Source organism: Salipaludibacillus aurantiacus, from assembly GCF_900111295.1.
GTDB lineage: Bacteria > Bacillota > Bacilli > Bacillales > Salisediminibacteriaceae > Salipaludibacillus > Salipaludibacillus aurantiacus.
In genome coordinates this window covers 58,604-82,010 of sequence record NZ_FOGT01000014.1, presented here as the reverse complement: position 1 = coordinate 82,010, position 23,407 = coordinate 58,604, and the positions used below count along the sequence as shown (strand labels likewise).

Below are 23,407 nucleotides of genomic sequence, written 5' to 3'. Positions count from 1 at the left end.
AGTAAGGTTGCTGTCACTGGGCAGAGTTTTACACCCTGGATTAAATACTCATCTTTTATAATGTTAAAAACAGGAAGTTTAATATTTCTTACATTCGTAAATGTAAAGAGAAGTAGTTTCGAAGTGTTACATTTAAAACCACCCACGCATTCATCTGTATAAACTTATAGGATGTCTGTAATAAATTCAACCAGAAAGGAACGTCATTATGCATGAACAACAAACTTCCCATCCGAGATACAAGTCTGAAGGCCAGGCTGCCCGGCCCTCCTATCCTCCGGCGCAGAAACTGATGGTATGGGTAATCCTTGGAATTGCCGGTGCGCTGCTGGCAGCTTCATACGTTTACTCTGGCTGGCAGTTTGTCATCCTGTTTCTTCTTGGTTTTCTTATTGGGTTTACTTTATTTCATACAAACTATGGATTTGCTACCGTCTATAAGCAGCTTTTTGAGGACGGTAATACTCAGATGCTGCGTGGACACATGCAGAAACTTCTGATTGCCACCACCTTGTTTGCCCTTATTTTAGGGACACAGACAGCTTTCTTTGGAGAGCGTCCAGAAGGAGCCATTGCCCCAATTAGTACCGGCCTTGTGCTCGGTTCCTTTTTGTTCGGATTTGGAATGAATATTGGAAGCAATCTGGCACCTCAGGCAATGCGAACAATGAAAGGAGGCCGCACAGCGCTTCTTTTCACTGCTTCTGGCTTTCTAATCGGTTCGACATTTGGAGCAGCCCATTTCGCTTTTTGGAACCATTCCATGCCGAATGCAGAGGCTGTGTCAATCGCAGAGGATACGCCGCTTGGCTTTACAGGCTCATGGATCCTGCAGACCAGTATCTTTGCCGCTGTTATTATAGGCACCTATCTGCATCAGAAGCGAAAGCTTCCGCCTCCTCTGCCGCCCATGCCCCGCGGCACCAATCGGACAGAGCTGCTGTTTCGTTCCTGGCCAATCTGGGTCGGTGCCACAGCCTTTGCCCTGTTGAACGCTGCAGTGCTTATGGTGCAGGGCAGCCCTTGGAAAGTAACAGCTGCGTTCAGTCTGTGGGGTTCTAAGCTTGCTGATCAAATAGGCTTGGGTCCAGCAGCTTGGCGTTACTGGGGAGAAGAGGCTCCTGTTCACGAACTAACCAATTCAATTTTTACTAGCAGTGTCAGTGTCTTGAATTTTGGAATTGTGACGGGGGCGCTCCTGACGATGGCCCTGGCCGGTCTATTTCATTTCCGGAAGATACCTTTTCATCTGGCGGGTATTACATTAATTGGAGGTACACTGATGGGTTACGGAGCTGCTATTTCGTCTGGGGCCAATGTAGGAGCATATTTCAGTGGACTCGCTTCCATGAGTTTACATGCCTGGATTTGGACAGTGATGGCAGTAAGCGGGGTTTATACGGCCTATTTTATCAGCCGGAAACTTCCGTTTCTAGCTTCCAAATAAGCCGTTCCTGTATTCTCTATTTAAAAATTAAAGAATAAATTTAAAGACCGCCTCTCTTATTTTTACTAGAGAAGCGGTCTGTTTCTTCCTATTATAATACTTTCGAGAGAAAATCCTGTGTTCTTTTTTCCTGAGGATTATCAAAAAGGTCTTGAGGATTCCCTTCTTCGACGATATAGCCACCGTCCATGAATATAACCCTGTCAGCGACTTCCCTTGCAAAGCCCATTTCATGCGTCACAATGATCATCGTCATGCCTTCTTTAGCCAGACTCTTCATTACTTCAAGAACGTCTCCGACCATTTCCGGATCCAGGGCGGACGTGGGTTCGTCAAAAAGCATAATCGACGGTTCCATTGCTAATGCCCGTGCGATAGCGGCACGCTGTTTCTGGCCTCCTGATAAATTATCAGGATACACATCAGCCTTATCAGCGAGACCCACTTTTTCAAGAAGCTGTTTGCCCAGCTTGTCAGCCTCAGCCTGAGACTTGCCATTCAGCCGCTTCGGTGCAGTTGTAATATTTTGAAGCACCGTCATATGCGGAAAAAGATTAAACTGCTGGAAAACCATCCCCAGATTTTTTCTCATTTCGTTAATATTGTTACCAGGATCGGTGATGTCATTTCCTTCAATATATATTGATCCTCCAGTAGGCTCTTCCAGCCTGTTGATACACCGGAGAAAGGTACTTTTTCCGGAACCTGATGGGCCTATAACACAAACCACTTCCTGCGGTTTAACTTCTACATTCATATCTTTCAATACTTCAAGTTCACCGAATGATTTTTTCAAATTTTTTATTTTAATCATGCGACGTCAAGTCTCCTTTCAAGCCAACGGGCAAACAATGTCAGACTGTAGACAATGACGAAATAAAGGACTCCGACCATGAACAGAATCTCAAAAGCTCTGAAATTGTTAGCGTAAATGGATTGTCCTGACATGGTAAGCTCGGCTATTCCGATTACTGATAAGATCGACGTATCTTTAATACTGACAATAAACTGGTTTACTATGGCAGGAATCATGCGTTTGACAGCCTGAGGCAGAATAATTAACCTCATTGTTTCACCGTAAGAAAAACCAAGTGTCCGTCCGGCTTCCATCTGTCCCTTATCAATTGAATTAATACCGGCCCGGAAGATTTCCACGAGATAGGCCCCGGCATTAATACTGATAGCAATAATACCAGCTGTAAAAGCGTTTAGAGATAAGTCTGTCGCAGCGGGAAGTCCGAAATAAATAAACAGGATTTGCACGAGAATCGGTGTGCCACGGATGGCGTCGACATAAAAGGTCGATATTCCCCGTAAAATTTTATTTTGTGTAATACTGAAAATTCCGAGTACCAGTCCTATTACGAGAGCAATGGCAAGCGAGATCACGGTTATTAAAACGGTGAGCCACATCCCTTGTAAAAGGACGGGTAACGCATCAATCATAATTTGAAGCGATTCGATGACAGTCTCCTCCTTTATAGTTTTAGTTACGGTATGTGTAATCATAAAGACGGCCGTAATCCCGGTTTTGAATTACGGCCAGTCCCGTTTTATTCAGTTATAGTTAAGATGCATTTATTACTCAGCAAAGTAAGAGTCATAGATCTCGTCATATTTGCCACTTTCAAACAAGTATTCAAGGCCTTCGTTCATTTGCTCAAGGACGCCTTCTGCATCTTTAGAAACAGCGATTCCGTAATCTTCACCAGTCAGACGGTCTCCAACAATGCGAAGCTGTGCATCATCCCCATCCTGGGCAATCTTATAAGCCGCACTTGGATAATCATTGATAACGGCGTCTGCATTCCCGGACTCCACTTCCATATACATCACGGCATCTTCCTGAAGAATGGTGACCTCTCCGTTATACTCATCTGCAAATTCACGGGCGAGTTCAAGACCTGAGGTTCCCTGCTTCCCGACGATCGTTGCTCCTTCAAGATCCTCAACCTCGTTAATATCACTTTCTGCAGGCACGACGAGAGAAAGCCCTGATTCAAAGTATGGATCACTGAAATCCACTACTTCAAGACGGTCTTCCCGAATACCGATTGCTGACACAGCTGCGTCAACCTGATTTCCCTGAAGGGCTGGGATAATGCCATCAAAGCGCATGATCTGCCAGTCTACTTCAAATCCCTGGTGGTCAGCGATCGCTTCAATAATATCCACATCGAATCCAGTTAACTCCTCCTCTTCTATGTATTCGAATGGCGGGTAATCCTGGACAACGGCGACAGAAACTTCTGATTGAGCGTCTGTCGAACCACATGCTGTAAGTGCGGTGACGGCACCTGCTGATAATAAAACGGCAGTTAATTTTTTCACGATAAAATCCCCCTGTAGTTTGTTTTGTTAAATTTTTCTGTTTTTTTAATCATGTGTAATAGCATATCGCTAATAGATTTCATACTCAAACTGCATAATTACAGGTTTATTACAGGATAATTGTGAAAAAATCTCTAAGAGTATATAAGACTCTCAATAGTAAGTATTACTTTAAAATAGTAATAAATCCTTTGTTAAGCTCGAAAATGAGCTAATTTACTGAATTTTGGTATATATTTTAATTATTATTGTTTTCTGAAAATAATTTAAAGACTGAGTGACTTTTTACTTGCTGAATGTCATAAAAAAGCCAGCTCCGAATGGTTCGTTCAGGCAGCCGGCTGGATTATTAATATATTTTGTTTTCCTGGGACTTATAAAAAATACGAGTGCAGTGATGCAAAAATAAAAAAGCCAGGTGCGTGGCCCTGCCTTTTTTATCCGTTATATCTTAGTTATAGGAACAACCTCTGCTCGCTTTTTTCTGAAGAAGGAACGTTTATTGATTGTTTTCTGCTCGACGTGCTGAATCAGCTTCAGACAAATTGTTTCCGTAATCTGTCATTTCTGAAGTGCCGCCTTCTCTAATACTGTTCCCCTTTTCAGGTACTAACACGACAATTTTTCCGTCTTGTACATGGGAATCATAGTCATGCGCTTCCTTTTCAGAAAATCCTAAAGCTTTAAACTTGTCAAAATAGCCGTTTTCGTGGTTATACGTTTTATCTTCACCGCGAAAAGCAGACTTTACTTTTTCCCAAAAAGAGTCATCTCCATCTTGACCGCCGTCAGCTTTTCCGACGCTTGTTTCTTCACTGACATCGGTTTCCTTTCTTATCCAGGAGGTTTCTTCACTATCGTTTGCAACCATTGTAATTTCTTCAGGTTCATAGCCTTTCGATTTAAGAGTTTCTACTCCAGCAACGACCTCTCGCTCTGATTCATATACACCAAAAACAGTTTTGTCCATTTTTATAGCCTCCTATTTTTTGCTTATTGAATCGTGATGTTACATGGGTTATATTCCCATCACACGTTCCAATAAAACGGGTCTAATAGAATTATGAAGCAAGATTCCGCTTACTTTTCAGCTTTTCCATTGACCTTTAAGTTAGAGAACCAAAAAAAAGATAGCATCCTCTTACCGAATGCAATCCAGAGTTACGTCTGCTGGTCATTGAAGTTTTTTTGCCTTCCAGCGGTTTATCAAGCTATTTTCAATACGAGACGGTATATGACTGATCTCGTACGACAACTGTTTCTGGTATAAAACGGATAAGCATGTTGGAATCGTCCAGAAATTGAAAACGCGGGTCCCATTTTTCTTTATCCACTCCCATATATTTTGACAGCAGCCGGCAGGCGAGACCATTGTCAAACGGTTCAACGGTCGCCCGCCCTCTGAAACCCGCATGTAACACAAGACCTGTTTTCTTATCATATTCCACAATTCCTATCGCACACTTCGGATTTTTTCTGATCCGGATTGGGAACGTGTCCGACGGCGTCCCAATGATCCATAGTTTTTCGTCTTCCCAGTGAAACCAGACAGGCGAATCCCTTGGGAAATCCTCGTCAACCGTGGCCAAATGGGCAAATAATGGCTTGGAAAGAAAGCTATCTAAATTAAAGTTCTTTTTATATCTGTAAATTTTCACAAATAACCCGCCTCCTCGTCAAAACAGATGAGTCTCACTATGGATAAAAGACTTACCAATCTTCTATCAAATATTTCCCCCCATTTGAATTATAACTTAATTTATTAATAAAAATATGACAACTCCTCTGGTATTTCCTCAGGAAAAAAGTTTCATTTACCTCCCCTTATACAAAGAAACACTCATAAATACCTGTAAGTGGAAAACACTTATTAATTATACAGTTCCGCATGTTATTAACAGTGTATAAATATAAATCCCTTCCCGATTTCAATTGCTGGTAAACGCGATGAGAACGGCCTTTAAAACTATTAAAGTTTCTTATAAATATGAATCTTTGTACTTCCATTTTAACTTCTGCTTTCTTATAATTAGAATTGTGAGAATAATTATTTCCGCCAGTTTATAAGTTTCATAGGAGGCGTAATTATTGCTACTAAATTTACACAGAAGGGGAGAGAATTCTATGGATGCTAAAGAATCTGTCAACACAGGAAAGTGCCCGGTCATGCACGGGGCGGTCACAAGTCACGGTTCAAGTGGTACAACTAACCGAACCTGGTGGCCAAACCAGCTTAACCTGAACATTCTTCATCAGCATGACAAAAAGACGAACCCGCTGGGAGAAGATTTTGATTATGCAGAAGAGTTTCAAAAGCTGGACTACCAGGCTCTTAAGCAGGATCTTTACAATCTGATGACAGACAGCCAGGACTGGTGGCCTGCTGATTACGGCCATTATGGACCATTCTTTATCCGTATGTCCTGGCACGCAGCCGGTACTTATCGCACAGGGGACGGCCGTGGTGGGGCCGGAACTGGTGCACAGCGTTTTGCTCCGGTAAACAGCTGGCCTGACAATGGCAACCTTGATAAGGCACGGCGCTTATTATGGCCGATTAAGCAAAAGTACGGCAATAAGATCTCCTGGGCCGACCTGCTGGTTCTTGCCGGTAATGTGGCAATTGAATCAATGGGTGGAAAAACGTTTGGTTTTGGTGCTGGACGCGCAGATATTTGGCATCCAGAAGAAGATATCTATTGGGGAGCTGAGACAGAGTGGCTCGGTGATAACCGTTACTCCGGTGAACGCGAGCTTGAAGATCCGCTTGCTGCCGTTCAGATGGGTCTTATCTATGTAAATCCGGAAGGTCCAAATGGCAAACCAGATCCCGTTGCAAGCGGCCGCGATATCCGCGAAACCTTTGCACGTATGGGAATGAACGACGAAGAGACAGTAGCTCTGACAGCCGGCGGCCATACATTTGGTAAGGCACACGGCGCGGGAGATGCTGAGCATGTCGGTCCCGAACCGGAAGCGGCCCCTCTTGAAGCTCAAGGCTTCGGCTGGCTCAGCACCCATGGCTCCGGCAAAGGCCATGACACAATTACGAGTGGCATAGAAGGGGCATGGACGCCTACGCCAACTAAATGGGATAATACTTACTTCGACCTTCTGTTCGGCTATGAGTGGGAATTGACGAAGAGTCCGGCCGGCGCCTATCAATGGGTTCCAAAAGACGTGGATGAGAAAGACTTAGCACCGGATGCCGAAGATCCTTCTGTTCGCGTGCCGACTATGATGACCACAGCGGATATGGCCATGCGTTTGGATCCGGAGTACGAAAAGATCTCCCGACATTTCCATAAAAATCCTGATGAATTTGCAGATGCTTTTGCCCGCGCGTGGTTCAAGCTACTTCACCGTGACATGGGCCCTAAAGAAAGATATCTTGGCCCGGAAGTGCCGGCAGAAGATCTGATCTGGCAAGACCCTGTTCCATCAGTGGATTATGAGTTAACAGACGCTGAAATCGCAGATCTTAAGGCAAAAATCCTCGAGTCAGACCTTTCCATCAGTGAGCTTGTGACAACAGCCTGGGCTTCAGCCAGCACGTTCCGCGGCTCCGATATGCGCGGCGGCGCAAATGGCGCCCGCATCCGGCTTGCGCCTCAGAAAGACTGGGAAGTTAATGAGCCTGAGCATCTTGCAAAAGTGCTCGCCGTCTATGAAGACATCCAAAGCGAGCTTGATAAAAAAGTCAGTCTGGCTGATCTGATTGTATTAGGCGGTAGTGCCGCAGTCGAAAAAGCGGCCAAAGATGCGGGCTTTGATGTCACTGTGCCTTTTGCTCCGGGACGCGGGGATGCCACTGAAGAGCAGACGGATGCTGACAGCTTTGATGTGCTCGAGCCAATTGCTGACGGCTTCCGTAACTATCAGAAGAAGCAGTACAGTGTCAGCCCTGAAGAGCTCCTCGTGGATAAAGCCCAGCTCCTGAACCTTTCCGCACCGGAAATGACGGCTTTAATCGGCGGCATGCGTGTCCTTGGGACAAACTACGGGGCAACAAAGCACGGTGTATTCACTGATCGCACAGGCACACTGACAAATGACTTCTTTGTTAATTTGCTTGATATGGGAGTGGAATGGAAGCTTGCAGGCTCCAACCTTTATGAAGGCCGTGACCGCCAAACAGGTGACCTCGTGCGGACAGCCACAAGAGTGGACCTCGTGTTCGGTTCCAACTCCATTTTGCGTGCCCTTGCAGAAGTGTACGCTCAGGAGGACAATAAAGAGAAATTTGTTAATGACTTTATAGCTGCCTGGGTCAAGGTCATGAATGCCGACCGTTTTGACCTCAAACAGCATGACGCTAAGAAAGATGAGTTAATAGGAAGTTAAGTAACTTAAACGCACAATTTAAATTACATTATATAAGGGCATGGAGGTGAATCTCCATGCCCTGTTTTGCTTTTGAAGGAACGCTTACCCATTAGTTAGCCCCGCACTTCTTACCCTGTGGAAACCTCCTTATTAAAAAATGAAATTATCTTTAATAAGGATAGTATATTGTACACTTTGTCTTAGAGCATTCTGTCTGCCAGTCCAAACATCGGTACCCTTTTCCCAGTAATCAAAATTCATCATGTCGATAATGCCGTAACCACCCCCGTAACAGTATTCAACCATAACAGGCTGATTATTTTGGGTAGGCGAAACCATGATGATGTTATATCTGCCCGGTTCTGGATTCGTCCCAAGGTTTTGACCTCCTGAAGAGGTGAATTCCGGTGAGAGCCCTATATAGCCAGTCCCAGTATTGATCCAGTTTGAAAAGTCAAAATCAGTTAAAGTGACACCGCCATAACGGGTTCCATTAATATACTCATGGTTAGCGTCTACGATGTTAGGGTCATTGAAGTTCCGGCCCTTAATAAACTCAAATCCGCCAGGCCCCTGAATAATTTGTTTAGCCGGATCATTATTGGTATGAGCTGCATGGGAGACAAAAATCCCTCCTGCTTTTACAAACTCATCAATAACCCCGCCCGGCTGCATCATCCTTATTACTTCAGTGTCGGTAATCTCTCCTTTAACCCCAATCCATATACACCAATAATCTGAAATAAGATCTTCTACAGTCGGATACTGACTTAGAATGGCAGATGAATTCTTTTTATCTGTCTGGTAAGCCGTTTCGTTCCAATAGTCAATGGTGTAGTCGTAAATATCTTCGTCATTTATGTTACTTACGAGCAGCACCCGGTCTCCAAATTTAACTACACTTACAGAGGCTGTGCCTGTTACTGTTCCCAGTCGCGCACTGATCGTGACAGGACCGCCAGGACTGGTGCCTGTGACCACCCCTTTTGTCCCTGTCTCATTAGAAACCTGAGCAATTGCTGGGTCGTTGGATTCCCAGTAAACATCATTAGTAATATTCCGCGTCGTACCATCGGCGTAAACTCCTGTCGCTGTCAGCTGCTGCGGTCTGTTACGGATAAGGGTAACCTCGGAAGGTTCAATGTTAATAGAGAAGAGCTCTGGTTGAGGCTGAACCGGTAAAACAATCGTCCCCACCTTCGTATTTTCCCTGCCCACATACACATCTAGTGAATATACCAATACATTTTCCAGAAAAAATTGCAACGTTATGGTAGAAAACGGTTCCAGCCAGCTGAGTTGAAAGCCTCCACTGCTTGTTGTGACTGCCTGCTTGTCCGTGCCTTCTACTTTGACCAGAACACCTTCAATTGGATTCCCATTTTGATTAACAACTTCTCCACGTATACTCCAAACCCTTAATCCCATTCGTTTCCTCCTTTCTATCCATTATTACAACACTTTATGTTTTGGAACAAAAAAGAGAGACGGCTATGTAACTACCTCTTATAAGAAATGTTGATATATAAAGGGCAACCCCTGCTTCTTCAAGGATTGCCCCAAACCAAAAATAAATGGTTGTTACTGTATTTTACATTATTTAAATAAATAGTGGACAACTACCGTTTCACTATGATGGTAAATTTCGTACCTTATAGCAAATGATAAAGAAAGGAAGTGTTTTAAATTGACTAAGTGTCCAACCCCGGGCCTCATCAAAATTGGATTTATCAGCCTAGCAACACTTTTTTCTTCTTAGGAGACCATAATGCCAGTTACTATATTTTTCCTTATGAGGTGGATGCCGATACCGATATTGTGATCAAAGGGCGATTTCCCTATGTAAGACATTTTTCTTTCACTGTAGCAAATAGTCCAACTCATCGTTTAGTTGATTCAGTAGCGGGTCGCGAGTTTATTCCTGACCCGGGAAGCACGAACCCTTTTTTGCCTGGAGCGAATTGGGGTGCCCAAAACCGCAACTATACCTTAAAAGTCCGTTTTACCAACCCGCCAGAAGAATCTAATCATTTTGTTCCTGGCGCGGGTAATAATGTGATCTACGCAGGAACGTTAGAAAATGGGGAACCCAATAGACCTGGGGGACTGATTATCTTAAGAGTCTATGTACCAAGTATAGGCTATGATAAAACAGGAGGTGTGGATCTCCCCTTTATCACTTACTGTCCTGCAAAAAAGGGAAAAAGACATCTCTCCTCTTCCTATGCCGAAAAACAAGAAGGTTATTACCATTCTGAAGGATTTTTCGATATAAGCCAACAAAACAATCATGACTGGGATCATAAGGATTTAGATGATGAGGATGATTTCAATTTCATTAATAGTAAGGTGAGAAAAAACAAGAAGAAAGGTTATAAGCACAGCTGTGATTTAACCTGGAGACGTTTTAAACCAGAATTTGCTCAACCTGAAGGTAATACGGTCTATACAATTTCTAATCGAATTGACAGAGATCCCGGGAAGTTGTTGCTTATTCGCTGGAAAGCGCCTACGTTCCCGGACACGTATCATAATATTGGAATAGCCGGGAATGAAGACATGCAATATTGGAGTATGAATTTCATAACACCAATCGGTCTTTTAGGACTCTCTACAATCTCAGATTACCAGACAATTATTGATAAAAAGGGCTACGTTAATCTTGTTATAAGTTTCGGAGCCCAGCGTCCATCAGGCGTAACCCCTGAAAATGGGTTTACATGGGTTGATGCTAGCCAGCTTCCTTTAGTTCCTCTTTTCCTTATTTACAGAAACAATCAGATATCTCAAAATTTCCCTTATACAGCGGAGGATGTCCCTAAAAATAAAATAGTTACCCCTCAGGACATGGGAAAATATTACCCGTGCGGGGAATATGTAGATCCTAATTATTTTAATTCATGCTGCGATCATGAACACTATAAAGAGTAACTAAAATAGTTTTATATTGAAATATTGTTTAAAGCTACCAGCTTTGAACAGCCACCCTAAAGGCAGACAGATGGAGTAAACAAAATCTGTTTACCTTTGGGGAGCAAATCAGGAGCACTTTCATGTGGCTTGAAAAATTTTATTTACACAAATGATAACATTATATACGCGATAACTATTATTGGAAAAATAATGAAAAACCAATTTAGCCCCTGTAACATTTTCTTTAATAAACTAGCATTTTGTCTACCAAATTTTCTAATGTATAAGAGCGAAATTAAAGCCATTAATGGTGTTAAAAAACCTAAAAAACCATAATTTGGTTCAGTTGCATCTAATAACTCTTCAACTAGAAATGAAATAAAGATGCTGTTGAAAAGTAATAATACTAAGGGAATCCGGATTTTAAATTTTTTTACTTTGTCAGCCAAACAAATACCTCCCCATTCTAAGAATTCTCCAAAGGTATCCCCCTTTACCTTAACATAATTTTCCAGTTAAAAGGCAACAAATAAAGCTGCATTTGCAGCTTTTCAACTATTGCACACGATTAATAAGGGTTTTTTGATAAAGATAAATTAGAAAATATTTAAAATGTTATTAATTTTGCTCCAGGTATAGGATATCTCTTTATAATCAACACCATCTATAGTGATAATCTTTTTTTATTTTTCTGACCACCCATATCTTCATAAAATTTATAATATGGATTACCTTTTAACACCCAAACAACCATTGCTTTAAAACCTTTTTCGTCTAATTTGTTTATAAAAGATTATGTCCTACTAATATTTTCAAACAACAGCGTTACTGCTTTACTCTCTCCCACCGGGAAGACGTCTCAAGCGTGATTACATCGATCAACTGCATGTACCGGTATGTCTTTGGCCAGGTGCAAAAGACTGATTTTTTGCTGAACATCATTTTTGTAAACCGTGAGTTCGGCACAGCCTCCCATCCCCTATCAGGAACCAGTTCCAGGTGCACCTTATCCCCTTTCCGCACGATTGAATACCGTCCGCTGATTGTGCCCATTGCCGGATCAGCCTTAAGGCTAAATGTATCCTCATAATTGCCGTCAGGGGAAAGCTTCCGAATGTCCGGAATCCCATCTTTAAACTCTGCCGTAAAGGGATGTGTTCCTCTATTTAAGGACATTTTTTTCAGCTTTTTATCCGCTGAAAAATGGCAGTCAATTTGCCCGAGAGTAATTGTACCGTTTTCATCTAATGTGTATTCCTCTAAAACTCCAGTCGACGCTTTCGCGAATTCAATAATCTGGCAGTCATCGCTGTACCGGGTGTAATAACGCCATTGAAAATCTTTCGGCAGCGGCCACGGAAAATTATCTATTATCATTTCCTTTCCGTCAATCGATACGTAGATATTCGTCTTATGTTTGCGGACAAAATCAAACTCGTACAAAAAGAAAACCGGCAAATATGAAGGGTTCTCGGTTGCTGAACCGATCGGGGCAAGCAGATTAATACCGTTAGTTTTCTTACTCGATTTTTCAGATATGTTTGTGGCGATTTTCCTTCCGTATTTATCAGTAAATTGAAATGAAATATAGATACGTCCGTCAGTTTTTTCAAATGCCGTATGAGTTATCTCCGTTTTCAAGCGTTCACAAAGTCCTTTTCCCGTCACATCGAAACTGTCATCATTCCCATCGTTGAGCTGCGGCTCATCATAAACGTCCACATATCCATCGTGCCGGTAGGCAATTACACGGTAGCCTGCCTTTTCCTCATCAATATACTGCGGTTCAAAACCTAGATAATGCTCGTCAGGCTGCTTTTCACAATTAATCAGTGCCAGTTTTGTTAACGGATAATACTCAAACTTAAATGGAATAATTACTGTCTCACCAGTAACGTTCTGAACTTGGCTCATCCCTGTCCCCCCCTTGTTTTGCCAGCATGAGTAAGTTAATTATAAGTTATTTATCGTCTATGTTCCGTCTATTCATTTGTAATTATGTGAACATTCTTTGCCAGGTTATAACTTCTATTAATAAAGCCTTGCTTCTCCTGCCAGCTTCCGGTTACAACTAAAAAGACACATCTGCTGATGAGGCACAAGGAATGCGACGGTATTTAATCATAAATACTTATTCTTGTAATTGCTTAATGACATAAGGGGCCAAATGTAACGGTAGCTGTGGTAATGAATATAGAATGCCCCGGGGAGGCCTGCCCCAGTTGGATAGTCAGTCGTCCAGTCAGTTTTATGAACAGAGTGTACAAGCTGTTCTACTCCTTTATTAATTGTATGGGTAGGTTTATTATCCACAGCTATTAAGGCATCTAAAGCCCATGCTGTCTGTGACGGTGTACTGGCATCAAGTGGGACGTATTTTTTTTGAATATCACTGAAACAGGACTCCCCCCATCCTCCATCTTCATTTTGTACAGAGCGTAACCATGCGGCACCTCTTACCACAGCACGGTTACTTTTTCTTATACCGGCTGCCCTCAATCCTGATATTGCTGCCCAGGTTCCATAAATATAGGAGATTCCCCAACGGCCATACCATGAGCCATTTTTCTCCTGGTTTTTTATCAGCCAGTAAACTGCCCGCTTTACTTCCGGATAATTACTATCAAGATTCGCATATTTACCTAAAAACTCTAACGTTCTGCCTGTTAAGTCTGCTGTAGAAGGATCAATAAATACTCTGCCCGCTTCCGGGACAGGCAGTAAAGTTAAAATATAATTATCTCTGTTTTTTTCGAAAGCGGCCCAGCCGCCATCACCATTCTGCATTGATAAAACCCATGCCAAGCCTCTGGCCCAGCTGTCCCCGCTGGTCAGGCCCTTTATCGCTCGTAAAGCAGCAGTGGTATCATCCACATCGGGTTGCAGGGTGTTTATATCTGAAAATCCCCATCCTCCAGGAATGGCAGAAGGATTATTTAATACCCAGTCTCCGTAAGTAAACTGCTGCCGTGATTTTATATAATCGGCTGCTTTAAGGATGCCTGGATCTCTTGAATTGACCCCTGCAAGCTGCAGAGCATGACTGATTAGAGCAGTATCCCATAATGTTGATGTAGGATTTTGAATATGATAGCCCTGCCTGGTTTTGCAAATAAGGGTTTTCATGCTTTTTATTGAGCTAATGATGACAGGGTCATTTTTCGAATAACCTAACGCAAGTAATGCAAATACCATAAAAAAAGTGGAACTGAAGTAACTGTATAATGTGCCATCAGGTTCCAGGCGGGCGAGCATAAAGTCTTTCCCTTTTTCAAATGCCCGTTTTCTCAGATTTTTTGGTAATTCAATAATTTTATTTATTTCACTTTTAATAGATTTCAGCAGACTTCTTGATAATTCAGCTGAATCATCCTCTCTCTCATAACGAATGAGTAAATCCGACAAATCAGGCGTATCATCATGTCTTATAAAATAGTTGTAATTAGAAGCTATTAGAATTGGCACGATGTGAACACGTGCATACCCGACAAAATCAAATAAACTAATAGGGGACGAACGGGGAAGTAAAAGGAATTCAATAGGCAGTTGCATTTTAACCGGCCACTTTATTTGTCCGGTTAATGAGAGCATTACCTTTGTTAATTCGTGAGCGTTTATAAGACCGCCGCTGTTAATAATAAATGATCTGGCTTTGATCATTTTATCTCCTTCTTCATCGACATAACCTGAGTACACTAATGCAAAATAAGCTTCAATGGTAGCCGATAAGTTGCCTTTACTTTCATCGTGAAACAACTTCCATGTGCCATCTTGACTTTGAACAGATAAAAGGCGATTAACAAGTAAGTTTATCAGTTTTTCATCAGGATCTTTAAGAGACCTCATTAAAATTATCATATAAGCATCAGACATAGGGCCAGATTCGAAACAGAAACGCCAGGAGCCGTCGGACTTTTGTGAGTTTTGTAACTCATTTATTAAATCATCAATCGTATTATTAATGGTGTTCTTCATTATTCCCCTCCCCTGTATATAGAAATTTATTAAGAACAGCCTGGTTATTATGTTAATGACTTCATTTAAGTTGCCTCCTCATAAATATTCAGATTAAAAGCCGTACTATCCTTTTCGTGGACGATGCCTTGCTTTTCTTTAGGAAAACCGCTTTGACAACTTGCTTGAACAGGCCCTGTACTTTAAAAGGGTCGTTTAATAGATGTTTTTTGAAAATTCTGATATTTGTAATGCACCTTACATATTCGTTTTCAAAAATCGTTTAATATGTCATTAAGAAGGAGGGATAAATAATGATACAATCCGTTCAGATTGGTATTTTAGGTGGTATTGCGGGTGGTATCGTTTTTGGCATTCTGATGCAGATGATGGGGATGATGGCTATGATCGCCATGATGGCAGGAAGTGAAAGTTTATTTATCGGCTGGCTGGTTCATATGGTAATCAGTATTATATTTGGTGCAGCTTTCGGATTAGGTGCAGCTAATATGTCAAACATCTGGCTGTTCAGTATCATGTTTGGCATCCTCATTTGGATAATTGGACCGCTTGTGGCAATGCCTCTTTTTATGGGAATAGGTACTCAGTTAAGCCAGGCATTTGCCCCAGACCAATTGATGAGCTTAGGCACTCACATTTTTTATTCTCTGATCGTAGGCAGTGTATACAAATTAGCCGGAGTTAAAATTACAAAGGAAAAACCATCAGCAGCATAAGTAAGCCGTACTCCCCCTCGCCATTCGTCACCTCAGTAGGGGGAGAAATACTTAAGGTAAATGATTAACACCATATATACAGGCCGGGTAATGAATTTCAATAAAGTAATTTACATTACGTTAAATTAAATGAGTGTTTGTTACTCTTTTAATGAGTCATTAATTAAAGGAGGAATCAGAGTTATGAGTAATAAAATGACGTTTCAAGTCACAGGCGAAACAAATAATATGAGAGCTGATTTAAAATCGAAACAGCACGAGATTATCATTGATGAACCGGCTAATATGGGTGGTACTGATAAAGGTCAGGATCCAATGTCCAACATGCTGGCATCACTGGCTGGATGTGAAAATGTGATTGCCAATATGGTTGCTAAAGAAATGAATTTTGATTTGCAATCCATCGAATTTGATGTGAGAGGCGAATTAGATCCAAGAGGTTTAATGGGTGATGAGAATGTGCGTCCTTACTTCGAGAAAGTCCATGTGGAGGCCAAAGTGAAAACAGAAGAATCACAGGAACGCATTGATGAATTAAAAGAAAAGACGGATGCGCGCTGCCCTGTAATCACGACATTTAAAGCAGCAGGTGTGGAGATGGAAGCAAATTGGACGAAAGCTTAATAAAACCATGTAAAGACCGGATGCACCTGCAGCATTCGGTCTTTGACGTAAAAAGACTTATATTATTACTTCTCAAGTGTGACCCCTAACCCTTCGGCCATTCTGTTAACAAAGTTAAAATAGGAGGTAATTTGACAGACGTCAAGTATTTCGTGATCAGTACAGCCTGCTTCTTTTAATACAGCCACATCCTCATCATTCACTCTGGATGGTTTCTGCGTTAATTTCACCGCATAGGCTAAGATTTTTTTCGTTTTATATTCCAAATCAACTTGTCTGTAATCTTCTTTCAGCTTCTGGACCAGGATTGAATCATTTGTCAGTAAATGGAGCGCCGCCCCATGATGTTCCATTCAGTAATCACACTCATTCTCCGCCGATACAACAGTGGCAATCATTTCACGTAAAGACCTTGGTAAAGGTGATTGACCAAACATTATCACTTTATAATAATTTAAATGTGTTTCCAACGATCTCGGATTTAGTGAATGCACCTTAAGAATATTGGCCATTTTCCCATTAAATTGATCGTATAACTCACTTAATTTACCGGTTGCGTGTTCCGGCTCAATCACACTAATTCTCGCACACATACTATTCCCCTTTTCGTCTATTAGTTTATGTTTCCAGTGAATAAAGTAAGAGCCTTTATTATCCCCTTTACAAAATCGGCCCTTTTAACTCATGTCTCCAGCTCCCTCTTACCTGAAAATTGAAATGTAACGTTTTAATATTTTAGGAACGATGCCTTTAAATAATTTTTCCCGCCAATAGGAGTTCGATGTGATCTGCACAGCCGCTGCGTGGTTAGGGTAAGGATGAACCACTTGGGACAGTGAGCCGATCTTCAATTTCTGCTGTTTTGCAAAGACCACTTCCTGCATAAAATCACCAGCCCCTTCACCAACCGCATGGGCCCCCAATATATAGCCTTTCCGATCCGTTAAGATTTTGACAAAACCATCTGTATGGTGGTCGGCAACAAAACGATCCACTTCATTTAATGGGGTTTTGTATACGTGATAGATTGCTTGCCGGCTTTTTAATTCGTCTTCCGTTTCACCCAGATGGAATACTTCCGGATCGGTGTAGATGACCCACGGCATGTTTGCATAATCCATTTTCCTTTTTAACCCCAGGACGGCATTTTGAACGACCAGCTGTCCTTCAGAACTGGCTACGTGTGTAAAAGGCAGAGCACCGTTAACATCCCCCACTGCATAAATAGTTGGGATGTTCGTCTGCATGTGCCCGTTAACTTTTATCATACCTCGATTGTCAGTCTTTACACCAGCTTTTTCCAAAAATAAGTTATCGGAGTTAGGCACGCGGCCTGTGGCTATTAATATATGATCAGCGAAAATGGACTCAGCTGAACCGTCTTTATATTCAAGGGTTATCTTTTTTTCAGTGTTATGCTGTTCGACTTTTTTAACGGACGCATTGAAACGCAGATTCAATTCTTTTTCCAATAACGATTGAGCGAGTTCTGCCGCGTCAGAATCTTCTTTTCCATATAAACGGGGCTCTCTCTCAATTAATGTGACGTCGCTGCCTAATCTGGCGAAAGCTTGAGCCAGTTCTACACCGATAGGCCCGCCGCCTGCAACTGCCAGCCGTGAAGGAAATTTAGTCAAATTAAAAATCGTTTTATTCGTGAGGAAGCCGGATTCTTTCAGCCCTTCTATTTGGGGCACCATAGGGCGGGAACCTGTTGCAATCACTATTCGTTTCCCTTTAATGGTTACCTTCTGGTCGATTGCAATTTCATTTTTTGATACAAATGAACCGAAGCCAGTGTAAACATCCACCCCCATTTTCTCGAACCTCTCAATAGAGTCATGCTCCTGGATAGACGATATAGCGTGCTTTATCCGTTCATTAATCTTGTCCATTTTCACATGTCCAGACCTGCTAAACCCATATTCCTCTAATCGTCCAGCCTTGTAAATATCATTGGCAACTTTTATTAAGGCTTTAGATGGCACACAGCCAAAGTGAAGACAGTCTCCTCCTGGCTGCTCGTCCTTTTCTATTAAAGCCACTTTTGCACCAAGTGAACTGGCGCCAGCCGCTGCAGTCAGGCCTCCAGCTCCTCCGCCCAGAACAATTAAGTCATAAGATGTCATCGTATGATCACCCTCTCTTCCCTATTTAATGGTCGCGCTCACGTTTTTTTTAGTTTATCTACGAGAACCTGGGGTCGTTTTTGCCTCAGACATGACGTGTTCACACACTTTAAGAAATACGAACGTATCAAATTGGTGAAGGGTTGCTTTTATTTATAATTGCTTTCTTGCATTCCGAATTTCCCTTTTATTTTTTTGTTCAGTAAAAACGATATCACTGTGATTAGAACGAAAAAGCCAATAGCCATAAGAACCGTTTCAATATTAGGCGCCAGGAGACTTGAACCTAAGAATGCATAAGCAAACGTGGCAGGTATCATCCCTCCAGCGGTCCCGAGAATGAAAGGTACAAATTTTACTTTTGAGATGCCTGCTAAATAGCTGATCATATCAAAGTTAAATAAAGGAACAAACCGTAACAATAAGATATAATAAAAGCCGTTATTTTCTAATTGCTGCTGAATTTTTTCTCCTTTGCCTTTCCAGTCTTTAGAAGCCATATTTTTCCCAAGTTTACGCGCGACAATAAACGCTAAGGCTGCTGAACCAGTAGCGCCAATAACTGTTAAAACTGTGCCCCATAGTGCCCCGAATGCAAGCCCGCCGGCAAGAGTCATGACTGAGGCCGGAAAAAGAATGAGCGGCCTGACAGTATAGAGTAAGATATAAATGAGTGGAGCAAATAATCCAAATCCTAATATCCACTCTCTTATTTCCTGGGGGCGGATATTTAAATACTGGGAGTTAAACCAAAATAGAAAGCCGATTAATAGAATAACAGCTACCCATTTAATTATGGATTTTTTAGGCATATAACGTTGTCCTCCTCTAATAACTGTTTTATTTATGAAATTTATGGGGTCTCTCTATAGTATTTTAGACTAGCAGCTTTAGTATGTAAGCTTACTTACACATCACATCACTAGCTTCTCAAACTCGAAAAAAGCAAACTTTCCTTCCTAGTCTTGAGAAAAGCTGTGAAGTTGGGCGCCAGAGCAGAGTTAGACTTAATCAGCGTAAAAAAACCAGCATTTCACATGCTGGTTTTTATAAAGTTACCGTTTAGCAAGTGCCTTTTTGGCTTACTCTTCTGACCGGGGTTTTGTCTCTCCCTCTATATTGCATTCGTCAGGCCCGCAGTCAGGGTCATTCGTTAACTGAGCTTCTTCAACTTTCTCTTTTTCTAATTGCTGCTTCTGCCATTCGAAGTCAATGGAGGGTGAGAATTTTTCAGGATACCTCAAATACCAGCGTTGCTTACGAATGACAAAGTTTTCCGGGTCAATACGCAGCGCTTCGTCAAGTTCTTTTAAAGCAGCCTCTTTCTCATCTTGGCTGGCATACACCATGGCAAGTTTGTATTTTGTTTGGGCGAGTTCAGTTTCTAAAGGCGATAAGGCTTGGCACTTGCCATTCGATCCTTTATCCAGTTCAACCTTTTCCGCCTCTTTAAAAATTAAGGTTTTTACAGCTTCTAGGTGATCGTCTTCAGTCACATGGAACCCTTCTTTAATGAGGCGCACGACGCCCCCTCTATCAACGAAAATGCCGTTAGGGATCATTTTAAACCCAAACATATCCGCTAATTTATTTTCCGTGTCGACGACTGTCTTAAAAGAGGTATTCTGGATATGAGGCTTCACAACCCCAGGTCCTTGTAAATCCACCGCAACAGACAGTACCTCAAATCCATTCTGCTTATATTTCTCATACACATTCTGCCAGCCTGGCAGTTGTTCTCTGCAGCGTCACCAGGACGCCCACATAAAAATTAACGTATCTTTACCAAGATAATCTTTTGTAGAGATCCGATTCCCTTCTACATCACTCAACTCAATATGATTTAACTTATTTAATAACAATTATCTCACTCCTTTTCATAATAGGCAGGTATCCGTATTGATCATGCATTCAGAGGTTATCATACTCAGTAATGATTTGTCCGTTAACAGACAGCACTGGCGGAGTAATTCTACCCGCTATGTCCATTAATTCTGACCGGGCTGCCGAATTATCAAATATATTTTTTTCAATAAACGTGATATTTTTAATACACAATAATTTTTTTACATAATGGCACTTCATACATCCCGGTATGGTATAAAGCACAACGTTGTTCATGGCGGTCCTCCCTCCGGCTGTTATCACAACATAACACAGGGTCAGATCCATGGCTTAATAGACACGACCAATCAGGTTGCAGTTTAGCCCTTTAACACGTAAACTTTCTGGTGTGTGCCAAAGACAAACCTTCAAGGAGGAACTCATGGATAAACTAACGTACCTCTCTCAAATTAGCCTGTTAGATGAATTGCCAATGGATGAATTAAAGGTCATTGATGAGATGAGCGAAATGAAACCTATAAAAAAAGGCACCATGATCTTATCACCCGATCGTCCCTTAGACGCGTTATTTCTGCTAAAAAAAGGACAAGTCCGTCTGTTTCGAAGCAATCAGCACGGTAAACAGTTTACCGTTGATGTGCTGGTTGACGGCAATATTTTTGGTGAAACTTCTTCCTTAACTTTAACAGATGATCAGATTTTTGCAGAAGCCATGACGGATACGTACGTCTGTGTCATCAGTAAAGACGAATTTGAAAGTTTTATTGAGAAAAATCCGAAGATTGCTTTAAAATTAATAAACATCCTCTCCTCTCGTTTAAAAGAATTGTATAGTCTAAGTGAGAAAATCGCCTTAAGTGATGTGAAATACCGTCTTTTGTACTTACTCCTGCACCTTAGTGAAAAAACCGGTAAACGAAAAAACGAATGGCAATCGATTAACATGAAATTAACCCACCATGACCTCGCCAATATGATTGGTTCTACTAGAGAAACGACAAGCGCTATTATTAGCCAGCTGAAAAAAGAAGGGTATATTAAGAAAAAACTGCATTTTTCTGTAAACGCTGAAAAAGTAACCGATTTTCTGAACGACTATTAATTTCTCAATTTAGTTTTTAATTTCATATTTTATCTTAAGTTGAAAAGGGATTCTGTACGATAGCTTACACTGAGTAAATTTGTGTGGGAGGGTTGGATTGGATAGGTTGGGATTTTGTTTTGGTTTTCGGTCAGGCATTGGATGCGGGGTCTTTTTACCTTTCTTTTGGCTTATGCCTTCGTTTGGGCATTAGACATTGGCCCTTTGAGAAAGTCCATATTTATTTGTAAAAAATCAGCACAATGGCAAACGTTTTTTTATGAAAATAGCGAAGGGCGAATATTCCTGTTTTCGACCACATAAAAAAACGCCGTCAATAAATGACGGCGGCAGGCTGTTAAGGAAGTCTTCTAACAGCCCTTTTTAAAAGCTAATTATATAGCGAGTGATATTGACAAAGCAGGTGGACACTTTCCGCTTGCACCGCTTCTTCAGTTCCAAAGAAAATAATTCTCCCGGATTTTCAGCTGGGATTTTTCCCGAAATCAGAAGATTGATACCGCTAATTCTTTTCACTTAAATGAATTGGTTTTAAATTATATAAGTCACCTGTTACGCCAGATGTTTTTAAAGTAGTTAAATTCTTTATAAATATTCTGCTCGTAAACACCGTTTCACCATTATCACAAAATATTTCTAAACTTGACCGATCTATAAAGATACGAATTATATGCGCATTCTTCACCTTTCGCATAGCATACCGTTTCGTTCCATATGATACCGCATAAACCTCTGTCATGTGCGTCCGATCCAAGCAATACTCCTCGTTGCTAGAAGAAAATGTCACATAATCCCCATCATTATTCATAAATACCATTTCAAAATGCGGGTCTGCATTGACCTCAAGCTCAAAAGATTGTGTGTGTAAACGGTGCTCGCCTCTTACACTTACAGCCTCACCCCTCAGATCCACAAGCTCTTTTAACGGTTTTTGAACTAAACGGCCGGACTCTATTAGAATTTCTCTAGGAATCGTTAACATATGAGCCCACATGTTTTCGTCTGTCGGATAGGAGTTTTTGGAATTACCTAACCATCCTATCAAAATGTGGCGGCTCTTATCGTCTTCAAAAATCTGAGGGGCATAGAAATCAAACCCTTTATCCAACTCATGATATTTTTCTGCATTAAACCTGACATCGTCAAAATCAAAACAATCGCCAATGGCATAGACAACAGAAAACACATTATTAAAATGATATTTGTCTTTAGGCAATTGACCTTGAGGAGAAAAAATCACTATGCCTTTTTCTTTATGTTCAAAATAATTCGGACACTCCCACATGTGTCCAACCCCATTAAAGTTGGTATTTAATGTCCCTTTATAAGTTAAATTCTCTTTATCCTCTCCTTCAAAAAGAGCTATGCCTCCTTCGCCGTTCGTTTGTCTTCCTCCGACGAGCATAAAGTAGGTTCTGTTCTTTACAAACACAAACGGGTCTCTAAAATCCTCTGAAAAACCTTTAGGAGGTGTTTCTACAATGACTTTTTTATCTGCTAGTTGTCCATCCGCTTTCAGTTTGGCATAAACCTGAGACTGATGAACTTCATTTTCCTCCGTAACACGATTGCCTGTGTAATATAAATGGAGCTCATCCTCTTCAGTAATCGCACATCCAGAAAAACACCCATGTGAATCAAATGGCTGATCAGGTTTCAATGCCACCCCATGGTCCTTGAAATCGATGAAGTTGCTCGTAGACACATGATACCAGTATTTAAGGCCATGGACAGGCCCTAATGGAAACCATTGATAGAAAATATGATACCTCCCATTGTAAAAAGAGAGGCCATTTGGGTCATTCAAAAGACCGTGATGCGGTGCAATATGGTAGACAGGATAATAGGGGTCACTCTTTGTTTTATTTTTAATCTCCTGTAAATAGTCATGAGAGACGTCGTTAAGTGACAAAAACCTGTTTTGTCTATTAGCAAAATTGATAAACTCCGGCACAATAAGCATCCTTTCTAATTAAGCAGCTTTTCTAATCTATTAAAC

22 protein-coding genes are annotated in these 23,407 nt (G+C 41.4%); 6 read left to right on the top strand and 16 right to left on the bottom strand.

Annotated features, from left to right (window positions below):
* The first annotated feature begins 208 nt into the window (after positions 1–208).
* Positions 209–1,447: a YeeE/YedE family protein gene (locus tag BMW59_RS15695; RefSeq protein ID WP_093054222.1), complete on the top strand. Its 1,239-nt coding sequence runs from the start codon at positions 209–211 to the stop codon at positions 1,445–1,447.
* Positions 1,448–1,538: 91 nt separating this feature from the next.
* On the opposite strand, the gene BMW59_RS15690 is transcribed toward BMW59_RS15695, so the two are convergent.
* The 5 genes from BMW59_RS15690 to BMW59_RS15670 form a co-directional block, all read right to left on the bottom strand.
* A complete protein-coding gene (locus BMW59_RS15690) occupies positions 1,539–2,261 on the bottom strand; it encodes an amino acid ABC transporter ATP-binding protein (protein ID WP_093054220.1) in 723 nt (240 codons plus the stop codon).
* Positions 2,258–2,893 (bottom strand): amino acid ABC transporter permease, encoded by a 636-nt coding sequence (locus BMW59_RS15685; protein ID WP_245733162.1) that lies wholly within the window; start codon positions 2,891–2,893, stop codon positions 2,258–2,260. Before BMW59_RS15685 ends, BMW59_RS15690 begins: the two co-directional genes overlap by 4 nt.
* Before the next feature lie 135 nt (positions 2,894–3,028).
* Entirely contained in the window at positions 3,029–3,778 is a 750-nt protein-coding gene (locus BMW59_RS15680; RefSeq protein WP_177174382.1) for a transporter substrate-binding domain-containing protein, read from the bottom strand.
* Positions 3,779–4,277: 499 nt separating this feature from the next.
* Positions 4,278–4,748 carry a YflT domain-containing protein gene (locus tag BMW59_RS15675; RefSeq protein ID WP_093054214.1) on the bottom strand — a complete coding sequence of 157 codons (471 nt, stop codon included), beginning with the start codon at positions 4,746–4,748 and terminating at the stop codon, positions 4,278–4,280.
* 247 nt (positions 4,749–4,995) lie between these two features.
* Positions 4,996–5,436: a pyridoxamine 5'-phosphate oxidase family protein gene (locus tag BMW59_RS15670; RefSeq protein WP_093054212.1), complete on the bottom strand. Its 441-nt coding sequence runs from the start codon at positions 5,434–5,436 to the stop codon at positions 4,996–4,998.
* 466 nt (positions 5,437–5,902) lie between these two features.
* Between BMW59_RS15670 and katG the strand changes: the two genes are divergently transcribed.
* On the top strand, positions 5,903–8,122 hold the full coding sequence (gene katG / locus BMW59_RS15665) for a catalase/peroxidase HPI (RefSeq protein WP_093054210.1): 2,220 nt from the start codon (positions 5,903–5,905) through the stop codon (positions 8,120–8,122).
* A 132-nt stretch (positions 8,123–8,254) separates the two neighbouring features.
* Here the strand turns inward: katG and BMW59_RS15660 are convergent, their stop codons facing one another.
* The gene (locus BMW59_RS15660; RefSeq protein WP_093054208.1) at positions 8,255–9,532 is read right to left on the bottom strand and encodes an Ig-like domain-containing protein; all 1,278 of its coding nucleotides are present in this window, start codon (positions 9,530–9,532) and stop codon (positions 8,255–8,257) included.
* Positions 9,533–9,901: 369 nt separating this feature from the next.
* Between BMW59_RS15660 and BMW59_RS15655 the strand changes: the two genes are divergently transcribed.
* Positions 9,902–11,035, top strand: coding sequence for a hypothetical protein (locus BMW59_RS15655; RefSeq protein ID WP_093054206.1), 1,134 nt, complete (start codon positions 9,902–9,904; stop codon positions 11,033–11,035).
* A 143-nt stretch (positions 11,036–11,178) separates the two neighbouring features.
* Here BMW59_RS15655 and BMW59_RS15650 read toward each other — a convergent pair whose 3' ends face one another.
* The 3 genes from BMW59_RS15650 to shc all read right to left on the bottom strand — a co-directional run bounded on the left by BMW59_RS15650 (position 11,179) and on the right by shc (position 14,992).
* Positions 11,179–11,466: a hypothetical protein gene (locus tag BMW59_RS15650; protein ID WP_093054204.1), complete on the bottom strand. Its 288-nt coding sequence runs from the start codon at positions 11,464–11,466 to the stop codon at positions 11,179–11,181.
* 376 nt (positions 11,467–11,842) lie between these two features.
* Positions 11,843–12,931, bottom strand: a complete 1,089-nt coding sequence (locus BMW59_RS15645; RefSeq protein WP_093054202.1) for a hypothetical protein — start codon at positions 12,929–12,931, stop codon at positions 11,843–11,845.
* A 207-nt stretch (positions 12,932–13,138) separates the two neighbouring features.
* Positions 13,139–14,992, bottom strand: coding sequence for a squalene--hopene cyclase (shc, locus tag BMW59_RS15640; RefSeq protein WP_093054200.1), 1,854 nt, complete (start codon positions 14,990–14,992; stop codon positions 13,139–13,141).
* A 293-nt stretch (positions 14,993–15,285) separates the two neighbouring features.
* Here shc and BMW59_RS15635 point away from each other — a divergent pair, with 293 nt between their 5' ends.
* Both BMW59_RS15635 and BMW59_RS15630 read left to right on the top strand, forming a co-directional pair.
* Complete coding sequence (locus BMW59_RS15635) at positions 15,286–15,708, top strand: hypothetical protein (protein ID WP_093054198.1); 423 nt, start codon at positions 15,286–15,288, stop codon at positions 15,706–15,708.
* A gap of 183 nt (positions 15,709–15,891) precedes the next feature.
* Complete coding sequence (locus tag BMW59_RS15630) at positions 15,892–16,332, top strand: OsmC family protein (RefSeq protein ID WP_093054196.1); 441 nt, start codon at positions 15,892–15,894, stop codon at positions 16,330–16,332.
* Between the two features lie 65 nt (positions 16,333–16,397).
* On the opposite strand, the gene BMW59_RS22485 is transcribed toward BMW59_RS15630, so the two are convergent.
* The 6 genes from BMW59_RS22485 to BMW59_RS15600 all read right to left on the bottom strand — a co-directional run bounded on the left by BMW59_RS22485 (position 16,398) and on the right by BMW59_RS15600 (position 20,582).
* The gene (locus BMW59_RS22485) at positions 16,398–16,685 is read right to left on the bottom strand and encodes a carboxymuconolactone decarboxylase family protein (RefSeq protein WP_093054193.1); all 288 of its coding nucleotides are present in this window, start codon (positions 16,683–16,685) and stop codon (positions 16,398–16,400) included.
* Complete coding sequence (locus BMW59_RS22480) at positions 16,686–16,925, bottom strand: carboxymuconolactone decarboxylase family protein (protein ID WP_093054191.1); 240 nt, start codon at positions 16,923–16,925, stop codon at positions 16,686–16,688. It lies immediately after the preceding gene.
* Positions 16,926–17,033: 108 nt separating this feature from the next.
* Positions 17,034–18,461, bottom strand: coding sequence for a dihydrolipoyl dehydrogenase family protein (locus tag BMW59_RS15615; protein WP_093054189.1), 1,428 nt, complete (start codon positions 18,459–18,461; stop codon positions 17,034–17,036).
* A 149-nt stretch (positions 18,462–18,610) separates the two neighbouring features.
* Entirely contained in the window at positions 18,611–19,273 is a 663-nt protein-coding gene (locus BMW59_RS15610; protein ID WP_093054187.1) for a TVP38/TMEM64 family protein, read from the bottom strand.
* A 270-nt stretch (positions 19,274–19,543) separates the two neighbouring features.
* A complete protein-coding gene (locus tag BMW59_RS21435; RefSeq protein WP_143051249.1) occupies positions 19,544–20,194 on the bottom strand; it encodes a thioredoxin family protein in 651 nt (216 codons plus the stop codon).
* 178 nt (positions 20,195–20,372) lie between these two features.
* A complete protein-coding gene (locus tag BMW59_RS15600; protein WP_177174381.1) occupies positions 20,373–20,582 on the bottom strand; it encodes a glutaredoxin family protein in 210 nt (69 codons plus the stop codon).
* Positions 20,583–20,727: 145 nt separating this feature from the next.
* On the opposite strand from BMW59_RS15600, the gene BMW59_RS15595 reads away from it, so the two are divergent.
* Positions 20,728–21,408: a Crp/Fnr family transcriptional regulator gene (locus BMW59_RS15595; RefSeq protein WP_093054182.1), complete on the top strand. Its 681-nt coding sequence runs from the start codon at positions 20,728–20,730 to the stop codon at positions 21,406–21,408.
* Between the two features lie 502 nt (positions 21,409–21,910).
* On the opposite strand, the gene BMW59_RS15590 is transcribed toward BMW59_RS15595, so the two are convergent.
* Positions 21,911–23,362 (bottom strand): glycoside hydrolase family 32 protein, encoded by a 1,452-nt coding sequence (locus BMW59_RS15590; protein ID WP_093054180.1) that lies wholly within the window; start codon positions 23,360–23,362, stop codon positions 21,911–21,913.
* Positions 23,363–23,407: the final 45 nt, after the last annotated feature.

Bases quoted from the DNA above. Each gene is read 5' to 3' on its own strand.
- BMW59_RS15695 (WP_093054222.1), top strand. From the start codon at position 209: ATGCATGAACAACAAACTTCCCATCCGAGATACAAGTCTGAAGGCCAG.
- BMW59_RS15690 (WP_093054220.1), bottom strand. From the start codon at position 2,261: ATGATTAAAATAAAAAATTTGAAAAAATCATTCGGTGAACTTGAAGTA.
- BMW59_RS15685 (WP_245733162.1), bottom strand. From the start codon at position 2,893: ATGATTGATGCGTTACCCGTCCTTTTACAAGGGATGTGGCTCACCGTT.
- BMW59_RS15675 (WP_093054214.1), bottom strand. From the start codon at position 4,748: ATGGACAAAACTGTTTTTGGTGTATATGAATCAGAGCGAGAGGTCGTT.
- katG (WP_093054210.1), top strand. From the start codon at position 5,903: ATGGATGCTAAAGAATCTGTCAACACAGGAAAGTGCCCGGTCATGCAC.
- BMW59_RS15660 (WP_093054208.1), bottom strand. From the start codon at position 9,532: ATGGGATTAAGGGTTTGGAGTATACGTGGAGAAGTTGTTAATCAAAAT.
- BMW59_RS15645 (WP_093054202.1), bottom strand. From the start codon at position 12,931: ATGAGCCAAGTTCAGAACGTTACTGGTGAGACAGTAATTATTCCATTT.
- shc (WP_093054200.1), bottom strand. From the start codon at position 14,992: ATGAAGAACACCATTAATAATACGATTGATGATTTAATAAATGAGTTA.
- BMW59_RS15635 (WP_093054198.1), top strand. From the start codon at position 15,286: ATGATACAATCCGTTCAGATTGGTATTTTAGGTGGTATTGCGGGTGGT.
- BMW59_RS15630 (WP_093054196.1), top strand. From the start codon at position 15,892: ATGAGTAATAAAATGACGTTTCAAGTCACAGGCGAAACAAATAATATG.
- BMW59_RS22485 (WP_093054193.1), bottom strand. From the start codon at position 16,685: ATGGAACATCATGGGGCGGCGCTCCATTTACTGACAAATGATTCAATC.
- BMW59_RS22480 (WP_093054191.1), bottom strand. From the start codon at position 16,925: ATGTGTGCGAGAATTAGTGTGATTGAGCCGGAACACGCAACCGGTAAA.
- BMW59_RS15615 (WP_093054189.1), bottom strand. From the start codon at position 18,461: ATGACATCTTATGACTTAATTGTTCTGGGCGGAGGAGCTGGAGGCCTG.
- BMW59_RS15610 (WP_093054187.1), bottom strand. From the start codon at position 19,273: ATGCCTAAAAAATCCATAATTAAATGGGTAGCTGTTATTCTATTAATC.
- BMW59_RS15600 (WP_177174381.1), bottom strand. From the start codon at position 20,582: ATGAACAACGTTGTGCTTTATACCATACCGGGATGTATGAAGTGCCAT.
- BMW59_RS15595 (WP_093054182.1), top strand. From the start codon at position 20,728: ATGGATAAACTAACGTACCTCTCTCAAATTAGCCTGTTAGATGAATTG.